The organism is Streptomyces sp. A1277 (genome assembly GCF_004795015.1).
GTDB lineage: Bacteria > Actinomycetota > Actinomycetes > Streptomycetales > Streptomycetaceae > Streptomyces.
This window is the reverse complement of the sequence record NZ_SSBI01000009.1, coordinates 76254-102664: the sequence shown is the minus strand read 5'-3', so window position 1 is coordinate 102664 and position 26411 is coordinate 76254. Positions and strand designations below refer to the sequence as shown.

The window sequence follows — 26411 nt, the reverse complement described above, 5'->3', positions numbered from 1 at the left end:
CGTTCGCTCCGTTCGGCCCGAACGGAGCCGTCGTCACGCCGGTCGCCTTCTCCTCCACAGCAAGGCGACCGCCGAAACGCCCGCCAGACAGGGAGCCATGCCGGCCCAGCCCAGCTCCGGCGGCAGTCCGGTCGCGCCGGAGGTGTCCTTGATCAGCAACCCGGTCAGTCCGGCACCGGCGCCGAGCACGAACATCGCGGTGGCGGCGGAGGGGGCCCACCGCCTGCCCGTCTTGACGGCCCAGGCCGTCGTGAGCCAGGCAAGGACGCCGAGCGCCCCGATGACGGACGACACGACCAGGTAGGTGGTGACGGCCGAGTCGATCTGCGCCTGGGAGTAGTCGGGATAGCCGGCGCGGACGTGGTCGGCCAGCAGATGGGTGGTGAAGCGGTCGGCGTACGGGGCGATCGTCGCGAGGACGGTGAGGGCAAGGCCCACGTACATCGCTGCGAGTGGCCCTCGTGTGGGGAGCGGTTGCCTCATCAGGGTGTGCTTCTCTCGTCATTTCCCGAGCCGGGAGACCGCTGGGCCGTCGGGTCCGAGGACGGGGGCATCGGTTCCGCCGTCACTTCGCCAGGGCCGCTTGGAGGAAGGCGAGGATCTCCGCCCGAGCGGCATGGGCCTGCGGTTCGATGCCGGGCAGGGTGAGGAACGCGTGCGGTGCTCCCGGGTATTCGGAGAGCCGCACCGTGGTCCCCGCCTCGCGCAGCCGCTCGGCGTAGCGGCGGCCGTGGTCGGCTGCCGCGTCCCGGGTGGGCACCACCACGAGCGCCGGGGCGAGCCCGCTCAGGTCGTCGGCGTACAGCGGCGAGACCGCGCGGGCGTCGGCACCCGGCGGGACGGCGAGCCGCTGGAAGAGCTCCAGCTGCGGCAGGGCCCGGGTCGGGTTGTACGCGTACTCGGCCACCGAGGGGTAGTCGAACATCGTCCCGGTCACGTCCACAGCCGGGTTGACCAGCACCTGCGCCCTGAGCTCCGGACCGGCCTCCCGGGCCCGGATGGCGGTCAGCGCGCTGATCAGCGCGCCGCAGCTCTCGCCGAAGACGGCTGTACGCGCAGGGTCGACGCCCCATTGCTCGGCGTGCCCCACCACGTGCCGGAGCACGTCCCAGCCGTCGTCGGCGGCGTCCGACAGCGGGTTGCCGGGAGCGAGCAGGCGGTGCTCGACGGAGACGACGAGGGCGGGCAGCCGCGCGGCGAGGTGGCTGCTGGTCCAGTCGCACTGCACCGCCGTGCCCACGAAGCTGCCTCCGTGGACATGGACCACGAGCGGCAGCGGGTCTGTTCGGGCCTCCTCGGTGCCGTCGTCTCCCGCCGGGGCCGGCCGGTAGACCCGGACCGGTAGGTCGCGGCCGGGCAGTGCGACCTTCTGCCAGACGATCGCGGCGCCGGTGTCCGGCTCTCCCAGGACCGCCCGCGCCGCGCCGGAGGCCCGGAAGCGGTTCTCCGCGTCGCGGTAGGCGAGCAGTTCCTCGGTCGTGACCGCCGAGAAATCCGGCTCCGGCGGTCGTGCCGTGGTAGTGGCCTCGCTCATGTCTCCCTCTCCCCTCCCGGTCGCATACCGGGTGTGTCGTGTGACCGGACAGCCCATTGCCCTCATTATGCACGCGGTGCGTGCATCATCAAGCGCATAGATGGGCGCATGGGTAGGCGCATGGGTAAGTGCGCAGGTAGGCGCATGGGTTAGGGTGAGTCCGGATGAGAGGGACGAGATGACTGGCCGAAGGCGATGGTCGACGGAGGAGATCCTGGAATCGGCGGCGGAACTGCTGCGCGCGAGCGACGCCGAGGCGTTCAGCGTGCGCAAGCTCGCCGCAGCGCTCGGGACCGACTCCTCCAGCCTCTACCGGCACTTCCGCAACAAGACCGAACTGCTGCGCGCGGTTGCCGACCGCATCCTGCTGGCCGCCATGGACGGTTACCGCCCCGAGGGCGACTGGAAGCAGCGCGTCATGGCCCTGGCCCTGCGCCTGCGCGAAACATTCGGCGATCAGCCCCAACTCGCCGCCGTATGGGGGCGCTACGCGTCCGGCGGCACCGGGGCCCGGTTGGTCATGGAGGAGGTGCTGCAGGCCCTGCGCTCATCCGGCCTGCCCGACGAGGAGGTCCCGGTGCGCTACCACCGCCTCGTGGTCCTCCTCGCCGCCCTGCTCGCCTCCGAGGGCGGTATCGGCACCATCACCCCCAAGGAGTACGAAGAGGGCATGGAGCAGTTCCGCGTCGCGGTGCTCGGCGCCGACCCCGAACGCTTCCCCGCCCTGGCCCACTTCGCCCGCGACGTCCGCCCGCTCGGAGCGGACCGCCGCACCGCGTTCGAAGAAATCCTGGCCGCCCATCTGGCCCGCATCGAGGCCCAGATCCCCTGAGGTGCCGGCTCACGAGTGCCCCGCGGACCGCACGGCTGCCGCCGGCCCGGCGCCGGGGCCCGGTGCGGGTGTGCTCGGTGACCAGGTCGGCGGGCCAGTCCGACCACACGGCGCGCAGCAGCCGTTCGACGCCGGCGTCGTCGAAGCGCTGCCGGATCGGCCGGGCCGGGTGGACGGTGGCCGGATCAGGCGACAAGGTGCGTCCCTTCGCTGGGAGCAGGACCGGATGCGGCGTCATGCGCTGGGCCGGCAGGCGCCGGAAGCCGGTCGGGGGAGGGGCATGGTCTAGGGCAGGCTGTTCGCGGACGCCTCGTCCGGGGTGGTGACCGCGTCCGGACCGGTGGAACGTCGCGGGGCCGGGGAAAGGTCCGCGGGCGTGGACCTCGCCAGCCACAGGCCGGTGAACACGGCGGTGGCCAGGGTGATGGCGCCGGCCGCGACGAAGGCGCTGTTGAGGCCGGTCTCGAAGGAGGCGCCGCCGGATTGCCGGGTGCGGACGACGGCTCCGAGCACCGCCACACCGAGTACCGCGCCGATCTGCCGGGTGGTGCTGCTGATGCCTGAGGCGAGGCCGCCTTCCTGCGGGCTGACTGCTTGGATGGCGGCTCCCGTCAGTGGGGACATGGTCAGGGCGAAGCCGGTGCCGACGACTCCCAGCCGCCACCACACGTTCCCGTAACCGGTGTCGGCGTGCACCAGGCCGAGCGCCAGCAGTCCCAGGCCGGCCAGGGCCAGGCCGGTGGTGACGACGATGCGGAAGCCGTACCGGGCGGCGAGTCGGCCCGCGTACGGGCTGACGACCACCATGGCGAGGGACATCGGCAGGGTCTGGAGGCCGGCGCGCAGGATCGAGCTGCCCTGGACGTACACGAAGAACTGGGAGAAGAAGAACGACGAGCCCATGAGCGCGAACCCGACCACGACCATGGCGGTGTTGGAGACGGTGAACAGGCGCTGCCCGAACAGCCGCAGCGGCAGCATCGGAGCGGAGCGGCGCGCTTCGACGGCGACGAAGGCGGCGAGGAGGATCATCCCGGCGGCGAAGCCGCCCAGGATCAGCGGCGACGTCCAGCCGCGGGCACCACCCTCGATCAGCCCGTACGTCAGCGTCCCCACCCCCAGAACGGAAAGTACCGTCCCCGGGACGTCGATCGCGGGGGCGTCCGGATTGCGGGTCTCCTCAAGGCTGCGCAGACCGGCCAGCAGGAGGGCCACGCCGATGGGCAGATTGACCAGGAAGATGGCGGGCCAGCCGAAGGCGTCCGTCAGCGCGCCGCCGGCCACGGGACCTGCGGCCAGGCCGATTCCGCTGAGTCCGGCCCACAGCCCGATCGCCTTGACGCGTTCCTGCGGCACGGGGTGGGCGGCGGCGAGCAGGGCGAGCGAGGCAGGGCTCAGCGCCGCGGCCCCGATGCCCTGCAGCACCCGGCCGGTGACCAGCCAGCCGAGCGAGGGCGCGAGGCTGCACAGCACGGACGCGGCGGTGAACACCGCCACGCCGGTCAGGTACACGCGCTTGCGCCCGAACCGGTCGGCGAAGACACCGCCGGACAGCAGCAGCATCGCGACCAGCAGTACGTACGCGTCGACGATCCATTGCAGGCCGGTCAGCTGGGTGTGCAGCCGGTGCTGCATGTCGGGCAGCGCCGCTCCGACGATCGTGTTGTCGAGCAGGACCATGAACTGGCCCGCGCAGGTCACCGTGAGCAGCACGGCCCGGGGTGAACGACTGCCTACGGCCGCAGGCGGAGCCGCCATGGGGATTCCTCTCGATCGATGGTCGCGCCCGGCGGACACCCGGGCACCCTAACGCAGCCCTCGACTGCGTTAGGTGACTCTAAGACGGGGTGCCTCGTAAACGCAAGTAGTTACTGCGTTAAGGTGGTGGGATGAACGAGAAGGAGCGGGCCCGGCGGCCCGGCGGGCGCAGCGCCCGCGTCGGCGCGCAGGTGCACCAGGCCGTCACCGAACTGATCAGCGAGCGCGGCTACGGCAACTTCACCGTCGGCGAGGTAGCGGCCCGCGCGGGCGTGGCCGACAGCAGCATCTACCGCCGGTGGGGCGGCCTGGAGGCTCTGCTCAGCGACGTGGCGCTCACCCGCCTCAACGCGCGGTCGCCGATGCCCGACACCGGGAGCCTGGCCGGCGACCTGCGCACGTACGCGGCCCAAGTGGCCCGCGAGATCACCGGACCCGACGGTCCGGCGGTGCTGCACCTCGCCGTCGCGCTGGCCGGCAAGGGTCAACAGGGCGCGCAGGCCCGTGAAGACCTCCGCGCCGAACGCACCCGGCAACTGCAGTCCGTGCTCGACCGCGCCCGCGAACGCGGCGAGGACGTACCCGACGCGTTCGAGGTGCTGGACCACATCCTGGCCCCGATGTACATCCGCGTCCTGTTCGGCATGGGCCCGCTCACCCCGGAGTACGTCGACGGGCTGGTGGACCGGCTGCTGTGACCTCGACCCGGTTCCCGCGAGCAGCCCTCATGGGTGGCTGGGGGCCACGTCCGGCTCATGCCGCGGTGCGGGGTCCCGCCGGGGAAGCAGCAGCGGCGTGGCCAGGATGAGCAGCCCCGCGACCGCGAGGGCCGTGCGCGGACCGGTGACGTCGGCGAGCAGCCCGGCGAGTGCGGTGAGGACGGCGATGGACGCCTGCTGCCCGATCGACCAGGCCGTCAGGGTGCGGGCGACGAGATGCTGGGGGGTGTGTTCGAGCCGGTAGGTGGAGAGCACCGGTCCGTACAGGCTCATGTTGACGATGATCGCCAGCTCGACGGCCATCACGGTGACGAGGCCGACGACGCCGGGCCGGACGAAGGCCAGGCCGATCAGCCACACGGCGCGCAGGGTGCCCACGGTCCGGAAGACCCGGTCGCGGCCGAAGCGGGCGACGACCCGGCGGGCCAGCCGTGAGCCGATGAGCCCGCCGAGGCAGGGGGCGGCGAAGGCGAGACCGTACTGCCAGGGCGGGAAGCCGAGTTGGCGCAGCAGCAGCACGGCCAGCAGCGGCTCGGTGGCCATGATCAGACCGGCGACGAGCATCTGGTTGAGGTAGAGCGGCCGCAGAACGGGGTGGCCCATGATGTGCCGCCAGCCGCCGAGCAGCGCGCCCGCCCCGACCGGGCTCCTGCCGGCCGGTCGCGGCGCTTCCTCCCGGCCGCGGATCGCGGTGATGCCCAGCGCGGAGAGCAGGTAGCCGAGCGCGTCGGCCACGACGGTGGTGACCGGCCCGAACAGGCCGATCGCCGCCCCGCCGAGCGGCGGCCCCACCGCGATGGAACTCCAGTTCGTGGACTCGAACCGCGCGTTGGCGACGAGCAGGTCGTCCGGCCGGACGAGCGCCTTGAGATACGCGCCACTGGCCGCGCCGAACGCGATCTTCGCCGCGGCGATCACGGCCGACACCACCAGCAGCTGCACGAACCCCAGCAGGCCGAAGGCGTACGCCACCGGGATCGACGCCATGGCCGCGAACCGCACCAGGTCCATCCCGATCATGACCGGGCGCTTGCGCCGGAACTCCACCCACGGCGCGAGCGGCACCGCGATCAACGTCCCCACCGCGGGCCCCACCGCGGACAGCGCCGACACCTCGGCAGGTCCGGCGTGCAGCACCAGCACGGCGATCAGGGGCAACGCCCCGAACCCCAGCCCGGACCCGTACGCGCTCGCCGCGTACGCCGCCCACAGCCAGCCGAACCGCCGGCCCAACGCTCTCCTGCCCACCATGCGCGGCGCGCTCCTCGACATCCCACCGTACAAACCACCCTTGACCGAGGAGAGCTAACCGGGCAGGAGAAAAGCAGGTCAAACAACCAACCCACCGTCCATCCACAACCATCCGTTGTTCACTAGGGTGGGTCGGCGTGGACCTCCAAGCAGTACGCACCTTCGTCGCCGTCGCGGAATCGGGCCAGTTCCAGAAGGCCGCCGCCGACCTGTCGGTCACCCAGCAGGCCGTCTCCAAACGCATCGCCACGCTGGAGCAGGCCCTCGGCGTGCGGCTGTTCACCCGCGCCCCGCGCGGCGCCGAACCCACCATCGACGGCCAGGCATTCCTGCCCCACGCACGCGAGCTGCTGCGCGTCGCCGAACGTGCGCGCGCGTCCGTCCGCCCCGGCCGCCGTCCGCTGCGCGTCGACGTGATCGCCTCCCGTACCGCGCAGTCGAGCCTGATGCGCGGCTTCCACCGCGCGCACCCCGAGACCGACCTCGACGTGATGACGCTGTTCGACATCGACACGGCCGTCACCGCCATCCGCTCCGGTGCGATCGACGCGTCCTTCCGCGCCGTCGCCGCGCCCGGCCGGCTCCTTCCCGAGGACATCGAGTCCGTCCGGGTGCTCGACGAGCCGCTTCAACTCCTCGTCGGCCCCGCCCACGTGCTGGCGAACGCCCGGTCGGTGACCCTCGCTCAGCTCGTCGGGCACCGGATCTGGATGCCGGGCATCGCTCCCGGCACCGAGTGGGGCGCCTACTACGACGACCTCGTCGCCGAGTTCGGCCTCACCATCGAGGCGACCGGCCCCAACTTCGGCTCCGACGCGCTGCTCGACACCATCGCGGACACCCCCGCCCTGGCCACCTTCATGGGCGAGCACTCCCGCCTCATCTGGCCCGCCGGCCACGGCCTGCGCCGCATCCCGGTTACCGACCCGACGCCGGTCTACCCGCACTCGCTCCTCTGGCACCGCGACAACCCCCACCCGGCGCTGACCACCCTCCGCACCCACCTCACCGCCACGACAGCCGGCCACGACGCCGCCGGGACATGGGTGCCGGGGTGGGCGCTCCCGCGCTGAACGCCCCTCCCGCGTGGCCGGCCCGCCGCGTCACTCGGCGACGGCGCGGACCGCGGGCCCGCGGCCCGGGGCGGCGGCCTGGAGAAGGCGCTCCTCGGTGGCCGCGCGCCGGGCGTTGACGGCCAGGCGCATCGCCAGCGTCCGGACTCCGCCCAGGAGGCGGTTCGTCGGGACGAACCATTGGTGCTTCAGCCTGGCCATGCGCTGATGGGTGGTGATGAACGGCCGGAGCCGCGCCTCCCACGCGGCCAGCGCCGCGCCGAGGCTGTCGGGGTGCTCCTCAAGAGCGCGGCCCAGTTCCGCCCCGCCCCTCAGGGCGGCGGTGGTGCCCATGCCCGAGAACAGGTTCAGGCACCATGCCGCGTCACCGGCGAGCATGACCCGTCCTGAGCTCCACCGTTCCATCTTGACCTGGTGCACCGAGTCGAACAGGTAGTCGGGCGTGCTGGGCAGGGCGTCCAGGACGTGCCGCACGGCGGGGTGGTCCATGTCCCCGAACACCGTGCGCAGACGCTCGGTCCGATCCCCGGTGAACTGCGCGTCGATGTCCTTGGTGCAGTAGGTCAGCAGCGCGGTGGGCGGCCGGTCCGCCAGGCCGAACACCCACACCGCCCGCCCGGCTCGTGCGCTGATGAGACTGTCCTGCGCCCCGAAGGACGGCGCCTGTCCGGGCAGCGGAAAGGCGCAGATCATCGCGTTCCAGGTGGTCATGAAGCGCTCGTGAGGGCCGAAGACGAGCCGCCGTACGGTGGAGCGCAGCCCGTCCGCGCCGATGACCAGGTCGAAGGTTTCGCGGGAGCGGCGGCCGGTGGAGGCGTCGTTCAGCAGTACCTCCACCGCGCTGTCCCGTTCGGTGATCTCCAGCGGGGAGGTGCCGAAGCGCACCTCGACGCCGTCGTCACCGCCCGGTCGTATCCGGTGCCACAGCGCCGCCTCGACGTCGCCCCGGACCATCGCCGTGGGGTGGCCCGGCAGGTCGAGCCAGCCCGGGGCGGGCCGGCGGTGGCCCCGGCGGTTCAGCGACCAGGTCGAGCCGGCCTCGGGACTGCGGGTGCGCAGGCGGTCGAGGCCGAGGCCGGCGGCCGCTTCCATGCCGTCGGGCATCAGGTTGATGAAGTAGCCGCCGGTACGGCGCCCGGGCGCCCGCTCGACGATCACCGGGGTCCATCCGGCCCGGCGCAGCCCGATGGCCGCGGACATGCCCGCGATGCCGAGGCCCACGATCAACGCACGTTTCTGCATGACTCATTCCTTGCTCGGGCCGGATGCCCGGTGGCGGGCCTACGGGACGAAGACGAGGCGCTCGTCGCTCCGGTGGTCGTCCCATGCCCGCGCGATCCCGGCCGGCGGTACGGCCCGGGCCCGCACGTCGAGGGCGCCCTCGGCCACCGCCGCGGCAAGCTCCGGCAGTTCGGCGATGAAGTCGCGGGGGGAGAGCGATCCGATGCCGCTGCCCACGATCTGCAGCCGGGCCGCGCGCAGCGCCGCGGACGGGACCGGAGCGGACGCGCCCGCCATGGAGCCGATCTGCACCCAGGTCAGCGGCGCGGAGCGGTCGGCGCGGGCGGTGAGGAGGGGCAGCATGGCGCCTGCGGCGGGCTCGCCCCACACGAAGTCCAGGACGACGTCGACGTCGGCCGCGGCGGCGATCTCGTCGAAGGTGAGCACCTGGTCCGCGCCGAGGGCGGGCAGCGCCTCCAGCCGGGTGGTGTCGCGGCCGGCGGCGAAGACCTGCGCGGCGCCGAACCGCTTGGCGACCTGGACGGCCATGCGTCCGGCGCTGCCGGTGGCGCCGAGGATGAGGACGCGCTGCCCCTCGCGGAAGTCGATGCGGCGGCGCAGCGCGACCCAGGAGGACATGCCCGGGTTCATCGCGGCGGCGATCCGGACGGGGTCCACGGCGTCGGGCAGGACGACGCTTCGGCGTACGTCGATCACGGTGCGCTCGGCGAAGGTGCCCAGGTCCGTGTCGTCCAGGACCGCATAGCGCAGGCGCCCGGAGGGGTCGCGTACGACTCCGTCGACGCCGGGCACGATCGGGAAGACGCCGCCGGCCGAGTAGTGGGTGCCGTTGGCCTTGGACCGGGTGAGGTGGTGCAGGCCCGCCGCGAGGACGTCCACGACCATCTCGTGCTCACCCCGGGCCACGGGCTCGGGGTGAGCACGGTAGACGGGCGGGGTGCCGTGCGCCGTGATGACTGCTGCATGCATGAGGAACTCCCTGGTTGGTTTGTATTACCAATCAACACCAGGGTTGTTTGTAATGCCAACAATGTCAAGTAGGGTGGGCTGCATGGCTCCCGATGACTCCACAGACGTCCTGATGGACGCCCTGGCCCGCAGCGCCTTCCAGATCATGGGCGTGCTCACCCGGATCGGCGCCGAGCACGACCTGTCCCTCACCCAGCTGCGCGTGCTGGGCATCGTGCGCGACCGGCAGCCCCGCATGAGCGACCTGGCGACCTTCCTCGGCCTGGACAAGTCGACCCTGTCCGGCCTCATCGCACGGGCCGAACGCCGGGGCCTGCTGGCACGCGGCGCCAGCCCCGAGGACAAGCGCGCCGTGATCGTCCTGATCACCGACGCGGGACGCGAACTCACCGAGCGGCTGTACGGGGAGGCGCGGGACGCCCTGGCACCGGCCACCGACCGGCTGGAACCGCACCAGCGCCGGCAGCTCGCGCAGCTCCTGGAGCCCGTCCTCTCCCCGCCCCTGCCGCTCGCGCCCCGGCGCCTCGCTCACTGAGCGGGCGGGTTCACCATCGGCGAGCCGGAGCCGTACGCCACACGCTCCGATGTCACGGGCCGCGGACGGCCACCGGAACGCGGCCCCGAAGCACCGGCTCGGTCACACCGGGCGGGCGATGCCCGCGCCGGCCGGGTGCCGGGGGCCGAGGAAGACCACGATGCCGTCGTCGGCGGGGTGGGGGAGACCTGGGTCCAGTCCAGGCGCCGGTAGAAGCGGATCGCGTCGCGGGCCCGGGGGTGCGGACCTCGTACCGGCGGCGGGCGGCCGGTGCCTTGCGCGTCAGGACGTCAGCGACGGCCTCCTGGAGCGAGGCGGCCCCATCCGCCAGCGGGATGACCTCGCCGCCACCGGCCTCGGCCCTCTCCAGCCGCGCGACGCCGGCACCCCCGCGTCACCGTGGCCGGCGACCCCGCTCCGCCCGCTTCCAGCGGATCATGACCGCCCTGGACTCAGGCAGCAAGGCCGCGCTGCACGCCTACTACGCGGCCAGAGACCTGCTCACCGCGGGCTGAGGGGCGGAAAGGCTCCCCGAGGGCCGGAGGCGTCAGACGGTGCTCGGGGCCTGCGCGGCCGGTTCACCCGTCGCGGCCGCCGGCTTGACGTGCTCGTTTACGCGCTTGCCGAGCAGGATGAACAACAGGACGAGACCGACGGTCAGCAGGATGTGGCCGAGCCCGGCGGTCAGCGGCACGACCTCGGCGATGTGGTCCTCGTCGCGGCCGAGAACGGTCAGGATGCCGTGCACACCCATCATCGCGGTCGAGATGGCGATGCCGATGTTGTAGAACCAGAAGAACGCCGTGAACAGCTTCGAGCCGGACAGCCCGAAGACCTTGTCCAGCGCGAGGACGATCAGGAACACGAGCATGCCCAGCGCCAGCAGGTGGGTGTGCATGAGTGCCAACTGCGTATCGCCGTGAAAGTCCTTGATCTTGGTGAACTCCCGGTAGAAGAGTCCCGAGATCACTCCCACGATCATGTAGACGTGCGCTGCGTAATACGACTTCCGCATGGCGGAGTCCGCCCCCCCTGGGTCGACTACCGTACCGATCAAGGCCATTCAAGCACCCGTCCCCCGCCGGTCGCCCTGCTTCGCCAGAACCTCTACAGACGCTTTGGCCCCACCACGAACTCCCTTTACGCAGGCGGGAGTCGGGACACGGACGCGGACTGCTCGCTTCCGCCGCCGCCCCTCACGGAAGCGCGGCCGAGAGGCACTTCGCCCCGCGTCCCCCAACCGATCGAGAAGACCGTGCCCGGCGCGGCGTAGTCGACCGGCCCCCCGAACCGGGCGGAGGCGCGGGCCACCGCGTCCTGCGGGGTGACGAACCGTCCGACGTGCGTGACGATCAACCGCCCCGCCCGGGCCGCGCCCGCCGTGTCCCCGGCGTCCTCCGGCGTGTGGTGCACCTGCTCGCCCTCGTCCGGAGCGCGGTCGCTCTCCGCCTCGCACAACAGCGCGTCGCACCCCTCGGCCAGCGCCGTGAGGCTCGCGCAGGGCGCCGTGTCCCCGGAGTAGACCAACGACCGGCCCCCGGCCTCGACGCGCACGGCGAACGCCGGCATGCCGTGCGCCACCGCCCGGCTGGTCAGGGCCAGCGCCCCGACCCGAGCCTCGTGCCCGTCGCTCAGCTCCTGGAGGGCGAACGCCGACTCGACCGGGCTGCGCACCGGTCCGTTGGTCAGGAAGTGCGCCAGCCGGTCCGCGGTGCCGGGCGGCCCGTACAGGGGGATGGGCGCCGCGAGCCGGATGTCCGCGTAGAGCGCCGCGTAGTAGGCGGTGAGCAGGTCCGCGCTGTGATCGGCGTGCAGATGCGAGATCCAGATCGCGTCCAGCTCATCGAGCCGGACATGCCGCTGCAACGGCGCCAGCGTCCCGCTCCCCGCGTCCACCCAGACCCGCGCGCCACCCCCGGAGACCAGGTAGCCGGAGCACGGATTGTCGACGCTCGCGTAGGGCGTCGCGCTTCCGAGGACGGTGAGCTGAAGAAGATCGCCGGCGGCCATCGGGCGAGTCTATAGAACACCCGATCCAGCCCACGAGCCTCAACTCCTCGTCATCCCTGTCCAGCCCACGAGCCCCAACTCCTCGTCGCCCCTGCCAGGATCAGGCCGCCGTTGACGGCTTCTCGCCCGACGGCTTCCCGCTCGACGGCTTCTCGCGGAGGGCGTCGACCACCGCGCGCTCCAGGACCGCCGTCTGGCCGGTCAGGGTGCCCTTCTTGCCCAGGGTGGTGTCCCTGATGAGGTAGGTCCGTTCGCCCAGGTACTCCAGGGTGGCCGAGTCGAAGATCCAGGCGGTGCGCCAGCCGTACCGGGTGTTGTCGCGGGCCACACCGATCCCGTGCCGGCCGGCCGCGTCCACCGCGTCGGAGTCCACGCTCACGCCCGGGATCTTCGCCGCGGCCTTGTACAGGGCGGCCGCGGTCTTCGGCGGCATCAGCGTCTCCTGCAGCAGCTCGCCGATGGCGTCGAAGGCGTCCTGGTCCGGGTCCCGGTCCTCGGCCGGGGTGTCACGGGCGTCCTGGTCCGCGGCGATCTCGGCGGTGAGCCGCCGGAGCAGCGCGTCGGGGCCGGTGGGCAGGGAGGCCAGCCAGGTGTACGTCGGCCGGTTGAGGCCCGCCGGGTAGCCGACGGGCCTCTCGCCGTCCGGGACCCCGACCGTGATCGGGTAGTACCTGCCGTCCTGGTGGATCAGGCCCTCATCGATCACCGGCCCCGACTTCTGGGTCATCCAGACCTCACGCTCCCGGGGCTCGGTCAGCTTGATCGGGCCGCCGAACTCGCCCTCGCCCTCGGCCTGCAGCGTCCTGACGTACACGAACTGGTCGTCGGCGACCGCGAGTTCGTCGCTCTTCGAGGCGACCGTGGCGATCCGGTCGAGCAGCACGGCCGCGCCGCGGGGGGCCGCGGCCCCGGAGCCGGTGCCGGCGGCGGACGGCACTGGAGCGTGGTCCTGGCCGGTCACGGCGAGCGTGGTGAGCAGTACCCCGCCCAGGGCCAGCCCGGCGGCGGGCAGCAGGACGGCGGGGCGCAGGAGGCGGGGCCGGGGGCGGGCGGTGGCGCGGTCGCCGTCCTGGTCGATCAGCTGCATCAGGGTTTCCTTGTGGTGGAGATGACGGCCCGGGGGCAGGTCCCGTTCGGCCGGGACCGGCAGCAGCCGGGCCAGTTCCTCGCGTTCGGCCCGCTCGGGGCCGGAGGTACGGTCGTTCATCGGGCTTCCTCCTGGATGGGCAGGGCCACGAACGCGGCCCTGCTCTCTACCTCTCCGCGGCGGGGGCGCGGTTCCCTGCCGGACCGGACTTCTTCTCCGGGGCGAGCTGTCCGCGCGGACCCGCCCGATGCCCGGCCGAGCTGCTCGTCGGTGAGCCGTCGCAGCCGGTTGCGGGCACGCGACAGCCGCGACCGCACGGTGCCCACCGGGATGCCCAGCGCCTCGGCGGCCTCGGCGTAGTCCAGCCCGGACCAGACGCAGAGGGCCAGCACCTCGCGGTCCTGACGGCGGAGTCCGCCCAGTGCCTGCCGGACCGCGGCGAGCCGCCGGGTGTCGTCGACGTGTCCGGCCGTGGCGTCCGCGATGTCCGCGACCGGTTCCGGGGCGGGGCGACGGGCCAGGAAGGCCAGGCGCCGCCCGATACCGCGGTTCGCGTTGCGTGCCTTGTTCGTGGCGATCCCGAGCAGCCACGGCAGCAGCGAGTCACCCTCCGGCGCGACCGCGTGACGGGTGCGCCACGCGGCCAGGAACGTTTCGGACATGGCCTCCTCGGCCGTCGACCAATCGCCCGTCAGCCGGTAGGCATGGTTGTAGACCGACCGGGCGTACGCCTCGTAGAGCGCGGCGAACGCCTCACGGTCGCCCGCCCTGATGCGTGTGCGCATGCGCTCCCGGTCTTCCTGCTCATCACATCTCACACCACCTACCTCTCCGGCCGGCCCGAGGAGTTCCCGTGACCCCCGCCACACCCCGGGGCCGCGCGCACGGGGCGCCCGTCAAATCCGCGGCGACGTCATCGGTGCGGAACGCGCGCGCCCGCTCCTCGTCGAAGGCTCCGGCGTCCAGCGAACGCAGGTAGCGGTCCATCAGGCCGGTGATCTCGGCATGGTCGGTCAGGTACTGCACCTGCCGCTGCATCGCTTCGGTATCCAGGAGCGGAAGGCGGCTTTTCCCTCAAGCGCGCTTGAGGTCAAGGGATGCCCGCCCCCTCACGGCAACTCGTCCAAGTGGTCCGGGCACCACTCGTACCGGCTCTCCGCACGGACCTGCGACCAGCCGGCCGGGACCGGCGCCGACGCCGGCCACAGGGCGCGGCGCCCCGAGTCGTCGCCGACCACCACGAAGGTCGCCGGTGCGCCGGCGAACGGGTCGTCCGGGGCCGGGCCTTCGAGGACCGTGAGGGTGCCGTCCGCGTCCAGCCGGGCCGCCCGGCCCGTGCGCCACATGCGGGCGGTGGCCCCCGCACCGGCGAAGGGATCGGGCAGGAAGCGCTCACCGGTGGCGGCGGGGGCGCCGGCGTAACCGAGGGCCACGCCCGCCCCGGCCACGTACAGCGCACCGACCGTACCCGGGGCCACCGGCCGCAGCCGGGCGTCCAGGACGTACGCCCGGTAGCCCGGGGCGGGCCGGGCCGCCCCCGTGGCCAGGTGCTCGACGACCAGGTGGCCTTCGGCCCAGCCGCCGCTGGTGAGCAGCGGCAACCGCTCCTCGCCGGCGAGCGCGACCAGCGCGACGAGCACCTCGTCGCTGCCGCCGAGCAGCATCCGGGCGTCGCGCTCGCGCAGCCACCGCAGTAGCTCCTGCGGTACGGCGTGCCGCAGGGAGCGGTCCGGGATGTGCACCTGGACGCCGCGCACCAGCGCGCCCAGCAGGCCGATGGTGGCGTCGGCGTCCGGGTAGCCGCGTACCAGCCAGGCGGCGTCGACCGGCTCGGCCAGCGTCGCCGCGACGACGGGCCCGCTGCCCACCACGGTCGCACCACCCCAGCCCGCCGCCCCCGCCGCGCCCAGTGCCCACAGCACCGGGTCGCCGGCGCTCAGCGGACGCGTACGGTCGCCTTCCTCCAGCGGCCACTTCCCGTCGGCGGGCAGCAGATCGGCGGCCTCGTCGCGTACCAGGCGGGCGGCGCCCGGCGTCTGCTCCAGCAGCAGGTCGGCGGTCTCGTCGAGCAGCACCGCCACCGGCCGCACCGAAGCGGGCAGCTTCTGCGCGGGATCGACCGGTACGCACGCCGCCCCGGTCTTCGCGATGGCGAGCGCGGCCACCGCGAACCCGGTGGGCGAGGACAGCGCGGTCAGGACCGTGGCGCCGGCACCCGCGCCGTGCGCGACCAGGGCGTGCGCCAGCAGATCGGAACGGAAGTCGAGCTCGGCGTAATCCATGACGGAGACGGCCGGAGCGCCGCCCTCACGAGAGACACCGTCCTCACCAGCCGCACCATCTGCACCGCCGACCCCCATCGCACCGGACAGCGCCACGGCTCTGGGCGCGCTCCGCACCCGTTCCGCGAACAGCTCGGCCACGGTCGTCGCGGGCAGTTCGTGGCGGCCGGCCTCCCACACCCCCTCCCGGACCGCCGGCCGCCCGGCCGGTACCAGCGCGCTCAGCACCGCGTCCGGACGGTCCAGGGCCGCCGCGAGCAGGGCGACGAGCCGGTCGGTCAGCGTGGCGGCCACGGTCTCGCCGACCGTCTCGCGCCGGTAGGTGGTCGTCAACGAGATGCCCGCCGGTGCACCCGCCCGGCTCTGCCGCTCCGTCAGAGTGAAGCCGACATCGGTGGCGGGCAGGGCAAGACCGGCACCCTCCGGCTGCACGGTGAGCGGACCCGAAGCGAACTGGCCGGCCGTCGCGTCCTGGAGGACCGTGAGGGCGACGCCCCCCGCGCCCGCGAGAGGGGCCTGCGCGCTGCGGTACGCCGTCAGGTCCCGCTCCCGCGCCCGGCGCACCAGCTCGCCGAAGGCCGGGTCGTCCGAGGCGTCCACGGTCAGCGCGAGCACTCGCCCGTACGCGCCGACAGCGCCCCGCAGGGTGGCGTTGTCGCGGGCCGGGACCGGGGCGGCGACGGTGATCTCGCCGGCCTTGCCCAGCTGGTGCAGGACGGCGGTGAGCGCGGCGTGCACCACCATGAAGACCGTGGCCCCGTGCGCGGCCGCGAACCGGGTGAGCCGCGCGTGCAGGGCCTCGTCCAGGTCCAGGTCGAGCCGGCCGGGGGCCGTGTCGAAGCGCCGGGGACCGCTGCCGGGCAGCCCGGTCGGTGCCCGGTCGCCGTACGGGGAACGAGGCGCGTACCGCACGAGTTCCCGGTCCGGTGAAGGGGCGCCCCCGGCGGCCAGCTCCCGGTGGACGCTGGCCAGATCGGCGGCGAGCGGCAGCTGCGACCACAGGTCCACATCGGCGGCGGGCAGCGCCAGCTCCAGCAGGTGGTCGTCCGGGGCCAGGGACCGCAGCCGGGTTCCGGCGTTCCCGGTACGGGAGTTGCGCAGCACCCCGTGCCGGCGCCCCAGCACGGTCAGCGCCTCGTCCAGCACCCGCACGTCGAGCGGCCCGCGCAGCCGGAACGCCAGCACGACACTGTCCGTACCGGAAGTGCACGACGCCGACTGGGGCGTGCCCGGCCCGATCACGGCGGCGGGGATCTCGCCCACCAGGGCGGCCAACGCGGCCGGGGTCGGCGCGGCGCGGAGCGCGGCCGGGTCCGCCGGACCGGCGCCCAGCGTCTCGCGTACACGCTCCAGCAGCCGCGCCGCCGCCGACGCGTGCCCGCCCACGGCGAAGAAGTCGCAGTCGGCGTCGATCAGCCGGCGCGGCAGCCCCAGCACCTCGGCGAACAGATCCCGCACGATCTCCTGGAGCGGCGTGCCCGGCGGCGTCCCGGGCGTCATGGCCGGCGCCGGACCGGGCGCGGGCAGGGCGGCGCGGTCGACCAGACCCTCGGTGTTCAGCGGCAGTTCGCGGTGGAGCACCAGCGCCGACGGCACCAGCCCGTCGGGCAGCCGCTGGTGGAGGTAGCCGCGCAGGGCGGTGTCGAGGGGCACGGTACGGTCCGACACGACGGGCCCGGCAGCCACCGGCCGCGCGGCCGGGAGCGCCCCGGCTGAAACTGTCCCGGCAGACCCCGCTCCGGCAGAAGCGACGCCGGCCGTAGTCACGCCGGCCGTAGTCACGCCGGCTGAAACCGCTCCGCCCGGAGCCGTCCCGCCCGGAGCCGTCCCGCCCGAAGCCGTCCCGCCCGGAGCCGTCCCGCTCGGAGCCGTCCCGTCCGCATCCGCACCGCCCGCGCCCGCGTGCACCCCGGTCGGCACACGCTCGTCGTCCTCCTCGCCGCGACCGGCCAGGACCGGCACCACATGCCCCACCAGGCGCCGTTCGCCGTCCGCGTCGGTGTGTACGGTCACCACCGCTTCGCAGACGCCGGGGTGGGCGGTGAGCAGGGACTCGACCTCGCGGAGGTCGGCGCGCAGGCCGTGCAGGGTGACGTGGTCGTCCACCCGGCCCGCGTACTCCAGCGCACCGTCCGTGCGCAGCAGCACCTTGTCGCCGGTCCGCAGCAGCCGCCCGCCGACACCGGTGAACCGGTCCTCGACGAAGCGCCGCGCGCCCGGCTCCGGCCGGCCGAGGGGCCCGTCCGCGAGGGCGGGCCCGCCGAGCAGCAGCTCGCCGACGGTGCCCGGTTCGGCGGGCAGGCCGTGGGCGCCGACGACCACGGCGGCGGTGGCCCCCACGGGCCGGCCGAGGGGGATGGCGCCGTCCAGGTCCGCCGCCGCGCCGGTGACCGCGTGGCAGAGGGCGAACGCGGCCGTCTCCGCCACCCCGTACACCTGGAGCAGCCGCCGGGGCGGTCCGGCCCGCAGGACCCGCCGCACCTGGTGCGGATCGCAGACCCCGCCACCGACGAGCAGGGTGCGCAGCGAGCCGAACGCGTCGGGGCGGTCCCGGACGACCCGGCGGAACCGCGCGGCCGTCAGCAGGGCGGCCGTGACCCCGTGGTCCACGAGGGCGCGCCGCAGACGCTCGGGGCCGGCGACGACGTCCGAGGACAGGACGGTCAGCCGGGCACCTGCGCCCAGCGTCGCCCAGATCTCGAACACGCTCGCGGCGGACGCGGGGCTCGCGGTCTGCGCGACGACATCGTCCCGGCCGGGCCGGAAGGCGGCCCCGGGCCGCAGCAGTTCGTCCAGCGCCCGGCGCGGCACGACGACACCGACCGCCGGGCCCCCACCCGAGCCGGAGCCTGAGCCGGAGGTGTAGCAGACGTACGCGGGGTCGTCGCCGGAGCACGGGGAGACCAGGTGCAACTGCTCACCGCTTTCCAACGCCGCCGCGTGCGGGGTGAGGAGGACGGCCGGCAGGCCCGCGTAGTCGGAGGCGTCCGCGGCTTCGGCCAGGACGGTACGGGCCGCGCTGTCGCGTACGACGAACCGGCGGTGCGCGAGCGGATCGGCCGGGTCGAGCGCCACGTACGCGGCCCCGGTCCGCAGGACGGCCAGCAGCGCCGTCACGAGCAGGGGGCCGGGGCGCAGGCTCGCCGCCACCCGGTCGCCCCGGCCGATGCCCCGCGCCACGAGGTGCCGGGCGAGCCGGTTGGCCGCGCGGCTGAGCTCACGGTAGGTCAGGGAGACGTCGTCGCCGGGGTGTCCGGGCGTGTGGACGGCGATCGCGTCGGGGCGTGCGGCGACCTGCTGCTCGATGAGACCGGGGATGGACATCGTGGCGCGCTCCTTCGACTGCGACTTCCGTCCTGCCGGTTCCCGTCTTGGCAAGACATTGCCAAGACGCTGGCAGAAGGCGCTCGAAGGAATCTCCGGACCGGCTGGAGTCCTGCTGTAGCCGCAGGTAGGCGCGGCCTTGCAGGGGCGTACGAAGCCCAGAGCGTTGCCAGGACGCCAGATGGCGGCGGAGGCGGGAGCGGCCCTCGCACCGCCGCTCCACCCGCACTCCAGCGGTTCTGTGTCCATGCTCATGCCCGCGTGCGGCATCCTCGGGAGTGCGACACACGGGTCATGACGACCGGGAGCCCTCTCCACAGCCCGCCCGGTCCTGCCCGGGCGGGCTGTTGCTGCGCCCTCCCGCAGCGAGAGGGTGTCAGCTCTTGCCGAGGAGCCGGTTCATCTGCTCGGTCTCCGCGCTCCGCGAGGTGATGATCCGGCCGGCCATCTTCTTGACCGGGGCGTAGGCGCCGTGGGCCTGCTCGGTCCTGGCCATGTCCACCGCGCCTTCGTGGTGCTTGATCATCATCTGGAGGAAGGCGGTGTCGAACGCCGTGCCCGTCGCCTTCTCCAGCGTGTCCACGTCGTCGCCGGTCATCATGCCGTCCATGCCGTCCATGCCGTCCATGCCGTGCGTGCCGTGCGTGCCGTGCGTGGAGTGGTCCGTGGCGCTCTCGGAGGGCACGGTCTCGCCCCAGGAGGTCAGCCACCCCGACAGTGTCTCGATCTCGGGGGCCTGGGCCTTCTTGATGTCCGCCGCGAGCTTCCTCACCTCGGCCGACCGGGTGCGGTCCGGTGCGAGGCCGGCCATCCGAACGGCCTGGCGGTGGCGGGGGATCATGCCCTGGGGTGCGCACGGTCACCGCCTCATCGTACGAGGCCGAACACCTCCATCGTACGAGCCGCCGATCACCAGCGGCACACGTCGGCGGCACACGTCGGCGGCACACGTCGGCGGCACACGTCGGCGGGACACGTCGGATTCGGCTCGGCCTAGGATGACGCGATGAAGTTCGTGATGGTGCCCGGGGGTTGGCAAGGCGGGTGGGCGTTCGACTCGGTGGCTGCCGAGCTGCGCCGGGACGGGCACCACGTCGAGGCGGTGACCCTGGAGGGGCTGGAGCCGGACGGCCCGGTCGATGCGGACCGTGCGCCGAACCTCGACACTCATATCGCCCAGGTGGCCGAGATCATCGACCGTGGCGACGGAACGCCCCTCGCGCTGTGCGGGCACAGCTACGCCGGGATGGTGATCGCCGGTGTCGCGGACCAGCTCGGCGACCGCCTCGATCAGCTCGTCTTCATGGACGCGTATGTCCCGGACGACGGGGATTCCTGTTGGTCCTTGACCAGTGACACCTTCCGGGAACTGTTCATAGCCGGCGCCCGCGCCGACGGCCGATGGGGTCGCGGTCCCCGAAGGACTCGATCCCCGCGCGCGACCGCACCCGCTGGCCAGCTTCGTCCAGACCATCAGGTTGGGTGGCAACCCAGGCCGCGGACCCCGCCGCACGTTCATCAGCGGAGGCGCGTGGCCGGGCAGCCCGTTCGTGACCCTGACCGAGCGGCTGCGCGACGACTCGGCTTGGCGGGTTCACGAGATCCCCGTGGGTCACAACATCGCCCGCCGCGACCCGCACGGCCTCGCGGCCGTTCTCGGCGCGTTGCCGCCCGCCTCAGCCTCCGCCTGACGTACAGCCGTCGCCCCTGCCGGTTCGCGCAGGGCCCGCAGGCCCCGGCACGGTGCTACCGCGCGCCCACGTCGTACGGAGCAACTCCGCGTCCCGGACGCTGCTCAGGGTGTACGCCTGGTTCTCGGCCCCCGGCACCGCCGACGTGTCGGCGACCCCGCCCAGCGCGTACACCAGCGTGTCGTACGGCAAAACGCGGTCGTCGTCGACCCGCACCGTCCGGGCCTGTGCGTCCACCGCTGTCACCCAGCCGTGCGCGAACCGCGCGCCCGTGCCCTCCGGGCCCCAGACGTGACATCGCGCGAAAGCGACCTGCGCCCCGCCACTCCCGGCCCCGAAGGGACAGGAAAGAAGGTTCGAGTATTCCTTGACACGAATATTCCTGATGAAGAATACTCGTAGTCATGGACGCACTCGCACACCTGACCGCACTGGCCGATCCGGCGCGCTGGCGCCTGGTCGGTCTGCTGGCCGAACAGCCCCGCTCGGTCGGCGTGCTCGCCCAGCTGGCCCAGGCGCGTCAGCCGCAGACCACCAAGCACCTGCAGACTCTGGAGCGCGCCGGTGTGGTGACGTCCCGGCGCACCGGCCAGCGCCGCATCTACGCCCTCAAGCCCGGCCCCCTGCGGGATCTGGCGGCTGCGCTCGGCCGGCTCGCCGACACCGCGGACCAGTCCGGCGGCCCGCACACGACGTACGACCGCTACGGGCTCAGCCTGGACGCGGAACGGCTCGCCGCGAGGGAGTGGGGATGGGCCGACGGCCGCTCGTTCCGGTTCCACCGGCCGCTGACCGGGCGCCCCGAGCTGGTCTGGCGCCACCTCGCCGAGACGCCCCTGCTCGCCCTCTGGTGGACGCCCGACGACCTCCGCGTCTCCGAGCTCGTCTTCGAGGCGCGGCCCGGAGGGCGGATCGTCCACGAGTACCGCGATGCCGAGGACGCCGACGACTCCGACCTGGTCGCCGGACGCGCCGAGGGCGTGGTCGAGGACGTACGCCCGGGCGAGCACCTCGCCTACCGGCTGTCCCCGCTGCTCCCCGACGGCAGTCTCGCCTTCACCGCCCACGTCGACATGGGCCTGCGGCCCACGGACACGGGCACGGACCTCGACGTCCACTGGCGCATCACCGACAGCACCGTCGACTCGGCGGACTTCATAGCGGGCATCGAGATCGGCTTCGGCCAGAGCCTCGACAAGCTGGCGGCGGCTCTCACCGACACCAGCCCGAACACCGACACTGCCGCCGCCACAGGCACCGTCACCGACACCACCGGCACCGCCACAGGCACCGCCACAGGCACCGCCACAGGCACCGCGACCGACACGGGGAGCGCGACATGACAGAGCAGACCGAAGGCCGACGAGTGGTCACGAACACGGCCCTCTCCCTCGACGGCCACTACGCGGCCCCGGACAACCCGCTGGATATGAGCTGGGTGATGCCGTACGCCGTGACCGACGTGGCCCGCGACCACCTGACCAGCCTCTGGGAGCCGGCGACGACGGCGCTGCTCGGCCGGGTCAACGCCGAGGGATTCCTCGGCTTCTGGCCGACCGTCATCGGCGCGGAGGGCGTCGACCCGCGTGACGAGGGGTTCGCGAAGTGGCTTGTCGGCGCCGACAAGGTGGTGCTGTCGTCCACTCTCGGCGAGGCCCCGTGGGAGCGGACGACGGTGGTCGGCAAGCCGACCGCCGAGGTGGTCACGGACCTCAAAGCCACCGAGGGCGGCGACATCCTCGTCCTGTCCAGCGCGAGCGTCATCAAGGCACTGCTGGCCGCCGACCAGGTCGACCGGCTGGCTCTCACGGTCTTTCCGCTCTTCCTCGGCGGCGGGCCGCGCCTCTTCGAGGACGGCCTGCCCGCAGGAAAGTGGTCACTGGCCAGCCAGGCCGCGGGCGAGCACGGCACGCTGTCCCTCGTCTACGACCGCACCCGCTGATCCCACCCACCCACCTCCGCCCCCTACCTACCTACCTGCCTATCCACCTACCTGCCTATCTACCTACCTGCCTACCTGCCTACCTGCCTACCTGCCGGGCCGTACCCGCCCACCCATCCGCCCACCCATCCGCCCACCCACCTACCGGCAGGACGGCGTCGGCTGACCGCACCAGCCGGCCCGCACGGCCGACGTCACGCGCCCGGGCGCCTACCGGAAGCACTCGATGACGAGCGGAAGGTCCTGCAGCCACGTGCGGAGCAGGGACGCCCTGCGGGCCTTGACCGCCTGCTGATGGACGGAACCGTCATGGAGCCTGACCGTCACCCACAAGTACTTCTGAGGCGCTGCCGCGTACTCGACCGAGCTGATCCGGTCCCAGCCGAACTGGAAATACCGCGCGTCCGACTCGAGAACGACACCCTCGGCATCGACCAGAACCGCACCGGTGGCGTCCGCGGCCGTGAACACGATGTCGTCGTCCGCCGGCCCGGGTGCCGGAAGCACCGGGGGAACCGCAGGGGGATACGCCGGCGGGTACGCCGGAGGGGTCGGCGGCGCGAGCGCGGTCGGCGCCCGGTGCAGGGGAACCGCGTCCATGGGCGGCAGCACGGCCGCAGTCGGCGTGTACGCACCCGGAATCGGCGCGAACAGATCCAGCAGCCCTTCCGGGGCGGGCCGTTGAGCAGGATCCTTGGCCAGACACGCCAGGAGCGCCGGCCACAGGCTGGGCGGCACGGAGGACAGATCGGCCGGCTCGTGCACCGCGCGATACATCAGCCCCATCGGCGTACCCCCGCCGAAGGCGCTCCCCCCGGCCGCGGCCACCAGCACGGCCCCGAGCGCGAACACATCGGCTGCCCCGCTCACCTCCTCACCCATGGCCTGTTCGGGCGCCAGGAACCCCGGAGTTCCGAAGGCCACACCGGTAGAGGTCAGACGGGTCGACTCCATGGCCCGCGCGATCCCGAAGTCCAGCACCCTCGGGCCGTCGGCGGCCATGATGATGTTCCCCGGCTTCAGATCGCGGTGCACCAGACCGCACCTGTGGATCGCCGCGAGCGCCTCGGCGAGCGCCGCTCCCAACTGCCGCAGCCGCTCCTCACCCATCGGCCCCTCGGAGGCGAGGAGGGCGGACAGAGTGGGCCCGGGAATGTAGGCCGTGGCCAGCCACGGAGCCTCCGCCTCCGGATCGGCGTCCACCACCGGCGCCGTATGGAAACCGCCCACCCGCCGGGCGGCGGCGACCTCGGCACGGAAACGCTGACGGAAGTGCGGATCGGCCGCCAACTCCGGCCGCGCCACCTTCACGGCCACCGAACGCCCACCGCGCGAGCGCGCCAGATAGACGGTGCCCATACCGCCGGCCCCCAACTCCCGCTCCACGCCATACGCACCAATGCGCTCCGGCACACCCACCCGTCCACCCCGTACGTCACGCGCCGCCTGCGGCCCCGCCTTGTGTTACCGCGCATCAGTATGACCGGGCGCTCCGCCGGCAATACCGCAGGGCGGCCCACAGCCCCCACAGAACACCGGCCGGCTCATCCCCGCGGCCACCACTCATGGAAATATGCCCGGACGGGCTGGTACCGGCCGCCCCACACGAACATCTCTTCGTCTCCGAAGCCGAGCCGGCGTACGTTCGCCTCCTGGGTGCGGTGCCATGGCCAGGTATCCGGCGACATGCGCAGTGGCCACCTCCCGGGCCCGGTCGGGGACATGGTCGAGCGCGACGGCCTGCTCGGCCCCGAGAAACGCGACGGGCGCCGGGCGCCGTGCCCGAAGTACAGAGATCCGGGCCCGCGACTGTGGGCCGCACTGTGGTCCGCACAGCCGCCCCTGCGTCACTGCGCCGCAGCACGCCCGCCAGGACGGCGTACGGGTACTGTCCCGAGCCGGCCGCGAGGCTTCCCGGCCGCGAGGCTTCCCGGCCGCGAGGCTTCCCGGCCGGGAAGCGAGCACCCGCTCCCGGTGGCTGCCTCGTATCCTGAATCGTGTGCTGCCGAATACCGATATCGAGGGTGAGGCACCGAGCAGGCGTGTCTCCGCATCCGCGACCGGGCCCGGCGCAGCGGTGCGGCGGCTCTCCCCGGCGGCCGGGGCTGAGCCGGCCATGACGAACAAGGGCGGTGGTGGCCCGCGACCACGCGGCGCGTGGTCGCGGGAGGCGGCGATCACGGCGACGGCGTTCGCGTTCTGCCTGCTCGGCGGGGTGATGCAGGCCGACGACACGCTGTCGGCGCCGACAGCCGCCGCCTACGTCATCGCCGTGGTGTCCTGTGCCGTGTTGCCCGTGCGGCACCGGGCACCCCTGGCCGCCTTGGCGGCCACGACCGCGTTCGGCGTGCTGGTGCCGCCCCTGGGTCTCCTCCTCACCCCGCTCATCGTGGCCCCCGCCGTGATCACCGCCTACTCCTACGCGCTCGCCGCGCGCACCGAACGACGCGCGGCCGGCACGGTGTTGCTCAGCTCCGCGGCGGTGGTCGCCTCCATCCCCTTGTTCGGGGACGTGTCGTGGAAGGACGCGAGCAGGATGGGCGTGGTGGCGGCGTTCCCGCTCGTGGCCGGCGTGCTCGGTCACTCGGTCCGCAACCGGCGGGCCTACCTGGCGGCCGTGGAGGAGCGGGCCCGGCGGGCCGAGGAGAGCCGGGACAGCGAGGCGCGCCGGAGAGTGGCCGAGGAACGGGTGCGCGTCGCCCGGGAACTGCACGACCTGGTGGCCCACCAGATCACTCTGGCCAACGCGCAGGCCACGGTCGCCGCCCACCTCTTCGACACCCGCCCGGAGCAGACCCGCAAGAGCCTCAAGGAACTCGTCGAGACCACCGCCGACGCGCTCGACGACCTGCGGGCCACAGTCGGTCTGCTGCGCCAGGCCGGGGACACGGCCGCGCCCGCCGAACCGGCACCCGGGCTGTCCCGGCTTCCTGCGCTCCTCGACTCCTTCCGCCGCGCTGGTCTGGAGGTGTCGGTGCACCAGGAGGGCACGGCGAGGCCGCTGCCGCCGGGAGTGGACCTCACCGCCTACCGCATCGTCCAGGAGGCCCTGACCAACGTGACCAAACACGCCGGCATTGGTAACGCGCGGGTGCGCCTGGCCTGGAGCCGCGATCGTGTGACCATCACCGTCGCCGACGACGGGAAGGGCTCTCGTACGGCGTGGGCCGCGTCCCCGGGACCGAGGGCGTCCACAGTGCCGGACCGCCCGCCGGGTTACGGTCTGATCGGGATGCGTGAACGTGCCACCGCGGTCGGGGGACACCTTTCCGCGGGCAAGCGCCCGGAGGGCGGCTTCCTCGTCTCCACCCAGTTGCCCCTGTCGCCCTTCAAGGACAGGGCACGGAGCGCCGACGAAGCGCCAACCACCGGGGAGAGAAGCATGGCTGACGGGACGACAGACGCCGCGGCGCCAGGCGACAGACGGACAGGCGACGGAGAGGCCGGGGGCACGCCATGACGCTCAGAGTGCTCCTCGCCGACGATCAGGCCCTGTTACGCGGTGCCTTCCGCATGCTTCTCGACAGCGCCGACGACATCACCGTGGTCGGCGAGGCCGGCGACGGCAGGGAGGCGGTCAGACTCACCAGGGAGCTGTGTCCGGACGTGGTGGTCATGGACATCCGCATGCCCGAGGTGGACGGTCTCGCCGCCACGGCGGAGATCTGCGCGGACCCGGAACTGCGCTCCGCCCGCATCCTGATCCTCACCACCTACGAGACCGACGAGTACGTCGCTCAAGCGCTGCGTGCGGGGGCGGGCGGCTTCATCGGCAAAGGCATCGGGGCCGAGGACCTGGCCGACGCCGTGCGTACGGTCGCCGACGGCGACACCCTTCTGTCCCCCGCCGCCACCCGCTCCCTGGTCGCCCGTTTTCTGGCCACACCGGAGGCGGACCCACCGCACCACGCCGAACAGCTCGCCGCGCTCACTCCGCGTGAACGCGAGATGGTGGCTCTGGTCGCGACCGGCCTGTCCAACCAGGAGATCGCCGAGCGGATGTTCCTCAGCCCCTTCACCGTCCGCGCCCACGTACAGCGCGCCATGACGAAGCTGGAGGCCCGCGACCGAGCGCAACTCGTCGTCATCGCTTACCGGACGGGCCTGGCCCACGCCGCCCCGACACGCTCCCCTCACTCAAGCAGCTGACCAGCGGCAACGG

22 protein-coding genes and 5 pseudogenes are annotated in these 26411 nt (G+C 73.1%); 10 read left to right on the top strand and 17 right to left on the bottom strand.

Features of this window, described 5'->3' with window-relative positions; translation table 11 throughout:
* Window positions 1-33: 33 nt before the first annotated feature.
* Together E6R18_RS34395 and E6R18_RS08745 are read right to left on the bottom strand one after the other, a co-directional pair.
* Complete coding sequence (locus E6R18_RS34395) at window positions 34-444, bottom strand: hypothetical protein (protein WP_206308244.1); 411 nt, start codon at window positions 442-444, stop codon at window positions 34-36.
* A 121-nt stretch (window positions 445-565) separates the two neighbouring features.
* Window positions 566-1534 carry an alpha/beta hydrolase gene (locus tag E6R18_RS08745; protein WP_136316276.1) on the bottom strand — a complete coding sequence of 323 codons (969 nt, stop codon included), beginning with the start codon at window positions 1532-1534 and terminating at the stop codon, window positions 566-568.
* Window positions 1535-1712: 178 nt separating this feature from the next.
* Here E6R18_RS08745 and E6R18_RS08740 point away from each other — a divergent pair, with 178 nt between their 5' ends.
* Window positions 1713-2366: a helix-turn-helix domain-containing protein gene (locus E6R18_RS08740; protein WP_136316275.1), complete on the top strand. Its 654-nt coding sequence runs from the start codon at window positions 1713-1715 to the stop codon at window positions 2364-2366.
* A 285-nt stretch (window positions 2367-2651) separates the two neighbouring features.
* Here the strand turns inward: E6R18_RS08740 and E6R18_RS08730 are convergent, their stop codons facing one another.
* Window positions 2652-4124, bottom strand: a complete 1473-nt coding sequence (locus E6R18_RS08730) for an MFS transporter (protein ID WP_136316274.1) — start codon at window positions 4122-4124, stop codon at window positions 2652-2654.
* A gap of 131 nt (window positions 4125-4255) precedes the next feature.
* On the opposite strand from E6R18_RS08730, the gene E6R18_RS08725 reads away from it, so the two are divergent.
* On the top strand, window positions 4256-4822 hold the full coding sequence (locus E6R18_RS08725) for a TetR/AcrR family transcriptional regulator (protein ID WP_136316273.1): 567 nt from the start codon (window positions 4256-4258) through the stop codon (window positions 4820-4822).
* Between the two features lie 27 nt (window positions 4823-4849).
* On the opposite strand, the gene E6R18_RS08720 is transcribed toward E6R18_RS08725, so the two are convergent.
* A complete protein-coding gene (locus tag E6R18_RS08720) occupies window positions 4850-6094 on the bottom strand; it encodes an MFS transporter (protein ID WP_136316272.1) in 1245 nt (414 codons plus the stop codon).
* Between the two features lie 137 nt (window positions 6095-6231).
* Here E6R18_RS08720 and E6R18_RS08715 point away from each other — a divergent pair, with 137 nt between their 5' ends.
* Window positions 6232-7167 carry a LysR family transcriptional regulator gene (locus E6R18_RS08715; protein WP_136316271.1) on the top strand — a complete coding sequence of 312 codons (936 nt, stop codon included), beginning with the start codon at window positions 6232-6234 and terminating at the stop codon, window positions 7165-7167.
* A gap of 30 nt (window positions 7168-7197) precedes the next feature.
* Here E6R18_RS08715 and E6R18_RS08710 read toward each other — a convergent pair whose 3' ends face one another.
* A complete protein-coding gene (locus E6R18_RS08710) occupies window positions 7198-8409 on the bottom strand; it encodes an FAD-dependent monooxygenase (protein WP_136316270.1) in 1212 nt (403 codons plus the stop codon).
* 39 nt (window positions 8410-8448) lie between these two features.
* Window positions 8449-9378 (bottom strand): zinc-binding alcohol dehydrogenase family protein, encoded by a 930-nt coding sequence (locus E6R18_RS08705; protein WP_136316269.1) that lies wholly within the window; start codon window positions 9376-9378, stop codon window positions 8449-8451.
* An 82-nt stretch (window positions 9379-9460) separates the two neighbouring features.
* Between E6R18_RS08705 and E6R18_RS08700 the strand changes: the two genes are divergently transcribed.
* Window positions 9461-9913 carry a MarR family transcriptional regulator gene (locus E6R18_RS08700; RefSeq protein WP_136316268.1) on the top strand — a complete coding sequence of 151 codons (453 nt, stop codon included), beginning with the start codon at window positions 9461-9463 and terminating at the stop codon, window positions 9911-9913.
* A 238-nt stretch (window positions 9914-10151) separates the two neighbouring features.
* On the opposite strand, the pseudogene E6R18_RS34760 reads toward E6R18_RS08700, so the two are convergent.
* A pseudogene (locus E6R18_RS34760) lies at window positions 10152-10259 on the bottom strand (tRNA (adenosine(37)-N6)-threonylcarbamoyltransferase complex transferase subunit TsaD); the annotation flags it as partial.
* Window positions 10260-10294: 35 nt separating this feature from the next.
* On the opposite strand from E6R18_RS34760, the pseudogene E6R18_RS08690 reads away from it, so the two are divergent.
* A pseudogene (locus E6R18_RS08690) lies at window positions 10295-10428 on the top strand (pyridine nucleotide-disulfide oxidoreductase); the annotation flags it as partial.
* Between the two features lie 32 nt (window positions 10429-10460).
* On the opposite strand, the gene E6R18_RS08685 reads toward E6R18_RS08690, so the two are convergent.
* From E6R18_RS08685 to E6R18_RS08655, 7 genes and pseudogenes are all read right to left on the bottom strand, one after another.
* Window positions 10461-10928 carry a DUF2871 domain-containing protein gene (locus E6R18_RS08685; RefSeq protein WP_136316266.1) on the bottom strand — a complete coding sequence of 156 codons (468 nt, stop codon included), beginning with the start codon at window positions 10926-10928 and terminating at the stop codon, window positions 10461-10463.
* A gap of 125 nt (window positions 10929-11053) precedes the next feature.
* Window positions 11054-11923 carry an MBL fold metallo-hydrolase gene (locus tag E6R18_RS08680; protein WP_136316265.1) on the bottom strand — a complete coding sequence of 290 codons (870 nt, stop codon included), beginning with the start codon at window positions 11921-11923 and terminating at the stop codon, window positions 11054-11056.
* A 100-nt stretch (window positions 11924-12023) separates the two neighbouring features.
* Window positions 12024-13130 carry a CU044_5270 family protein gene (locus E6R18_RS08675; protein ID WP_136316264.1) on the bottom strand — a complete coding sequence of 369 codons (1107 nt, stop codon included), beginning with the start codon at window positions 13128-13130 and terminating at the stop codon, window positions 12024-12026.
* Window positions 13127-13795 (bottom strand): RNA polymerase sigma factor, encoded by a 669-nt coding sequence (locus tag E6R18_RS08670; protein ID WP_136316263.1) that lies wholly within the window; start codon window positions 13793-13795, stop codon window positions 13127-13129. Before E6R18_RS08670 ends, E6R18_RS08675 begins: the two co-directional genes overlap by 4 nt.
* A gap of 22 nt (window positions 13796-13817) precedes the next feature.
* Window positions 13818-14048: a hypothetical protein gene (locus E6R18_RS08665; RefSeq protein ID WP_136316262.1), complete on the bottom strand. Its 231-nt coding sequence runs from the start codon at window positions 14046-14048 to the stop codon at window positions 13818-13820.
* Window positions 14049-14119: 71 nt separating this feature from the next.
* Window positions 14120-18616 (bottom strand): AMP-binding protein, encoded by a 4497-nt coding sequence (locus tag E6R18_RS08660; RefSeq protein WP_168712303.1) that lies wholly within the window; start codon window positions 18614-18616, stop codon window positions 14120-14122.
* A gap of 376 nt (window positions 18617-18992) precedes the next feature.
* Window positions 18993-19463, bottom strand: a pseudogene (locus E6R18_RS08655) (DUF305 domain-containing protein); the annotation flags it as partial.
* Between the two features lie 703 nt (window positions 19464-20166).
* Between E6R18_RS08655 and E6R18_RS34755 the strand changes: the two are divergent.
* On the top strand, window positions 20167-20307 hold the full coding sequence (locus E6R18_RS34755; RefSeq protein ID WP_240799653.1) for a hypothetical protein: 141 nt from the start codon (window positions 20167-20169) through the stop codon (window positions 20305-20307).
* Here E6R18_RS34755 and E6R18_RS34750 read toward each other — a convergent pair.
* Window positions 20293-20586, bottom strand: a pseudogene (locus E6R18_RS34750) (FAD-dependent oxidoreductase); the annotation flags it as partial. The gene E6R18_RS34755 and the pseudogene E6R18_RS34750 sit on opposite strands and share 15 nt — an antisense overlap.
* A gap of 125 nt (window positions 20587-20711) precedes the next feature.
* Between E6R18_RS34750 and E6R18_RS08640 the strand changes: the two are divergent.
* Complete coding sequence (locus E6R18_RS08640; protein WP_136316259.1) at window positions 20712-21650, top strand: metalloregulator ArsR/SmtB family transcription factor; 939 nt, start codon at window positions 20712-20714, stop codon at window positions 21648-21650.
* Complete coding sequence (locus tag E6R18_RS08635; RefSeq protein WP_136316258.1) at window positions 21647-22249, top strand: dihydrofolate reductase family protein; 603 nt, start codon at window positions 21647-21649, stop codon at window positions 22247-22249. Before E6R18_RS08640 ends, E6R18_RS08635 begins: the two co-directional genes overlap by 4 nt.
* Before the next feature lie 210 nt (window positions 22250-22459).
* Here E6R18_RS08635 and E6R18_RS08630 read toward each other — a convergent pair whose 3' ends face one another.
* Both E6R18_RS08630 and E6R18_RS34745 read right to left on the bottom strand, forming a co-directional pair.
* The gene (locus E6R18_RS08630; protein ID WP_240799662.1) at window positions 22460-23608 is read right to left on the bottom strand and encodes a serine/threonine-protein kinase; all 1149 of its coding nucleotides are present in this window, start codon (window positions 23606-23608) and stop codon (window positions 22460-22462) included.
* 251 nt (window positions 23609-23859) lie between these two features.
* Window positions 23860-24034: pseudogene (locus E6R18_RS34745) on the bottom strand (LLM class F420-dependent oxidoreductase); the annotation flags it as partial.
* A 331-nt stretch (window positions 24035-24365) separates the two neighbouring features.
* On the opposite strand from E6R18_RS34745, the gene E6R18_RS08620 reads away from it, so the two are divergent.
* Window positions 24366-25709 carry a histidine kinase gene (locus tag E6R18_RS08620; RefSeq protein WP_136316311.1) on the top strand — a complete coding sequence of 448 codons (1344 nt, stop codon included), beginning with the start codon at window positions 24366-24368 and terminating at the stop codon, window positions 25707-25709.
* Window positions 25706-26398: a response regulator transcription factor gene (locus tag E6R18_RS08615; protein WP_136316256.1), complete on the top strand. Its 693-nt coding sequence runs from the start codon at window positions 25706-25708 to the stop codon at window positions 26396-26398. Before E6R18_RS08620 ends, E6R18_RS08615 begins: the two co-directional genes overlap by 4 nt.
* The last annotated feature ends 13 nt before the right edge of the window (window positions 26399-26411 follow it).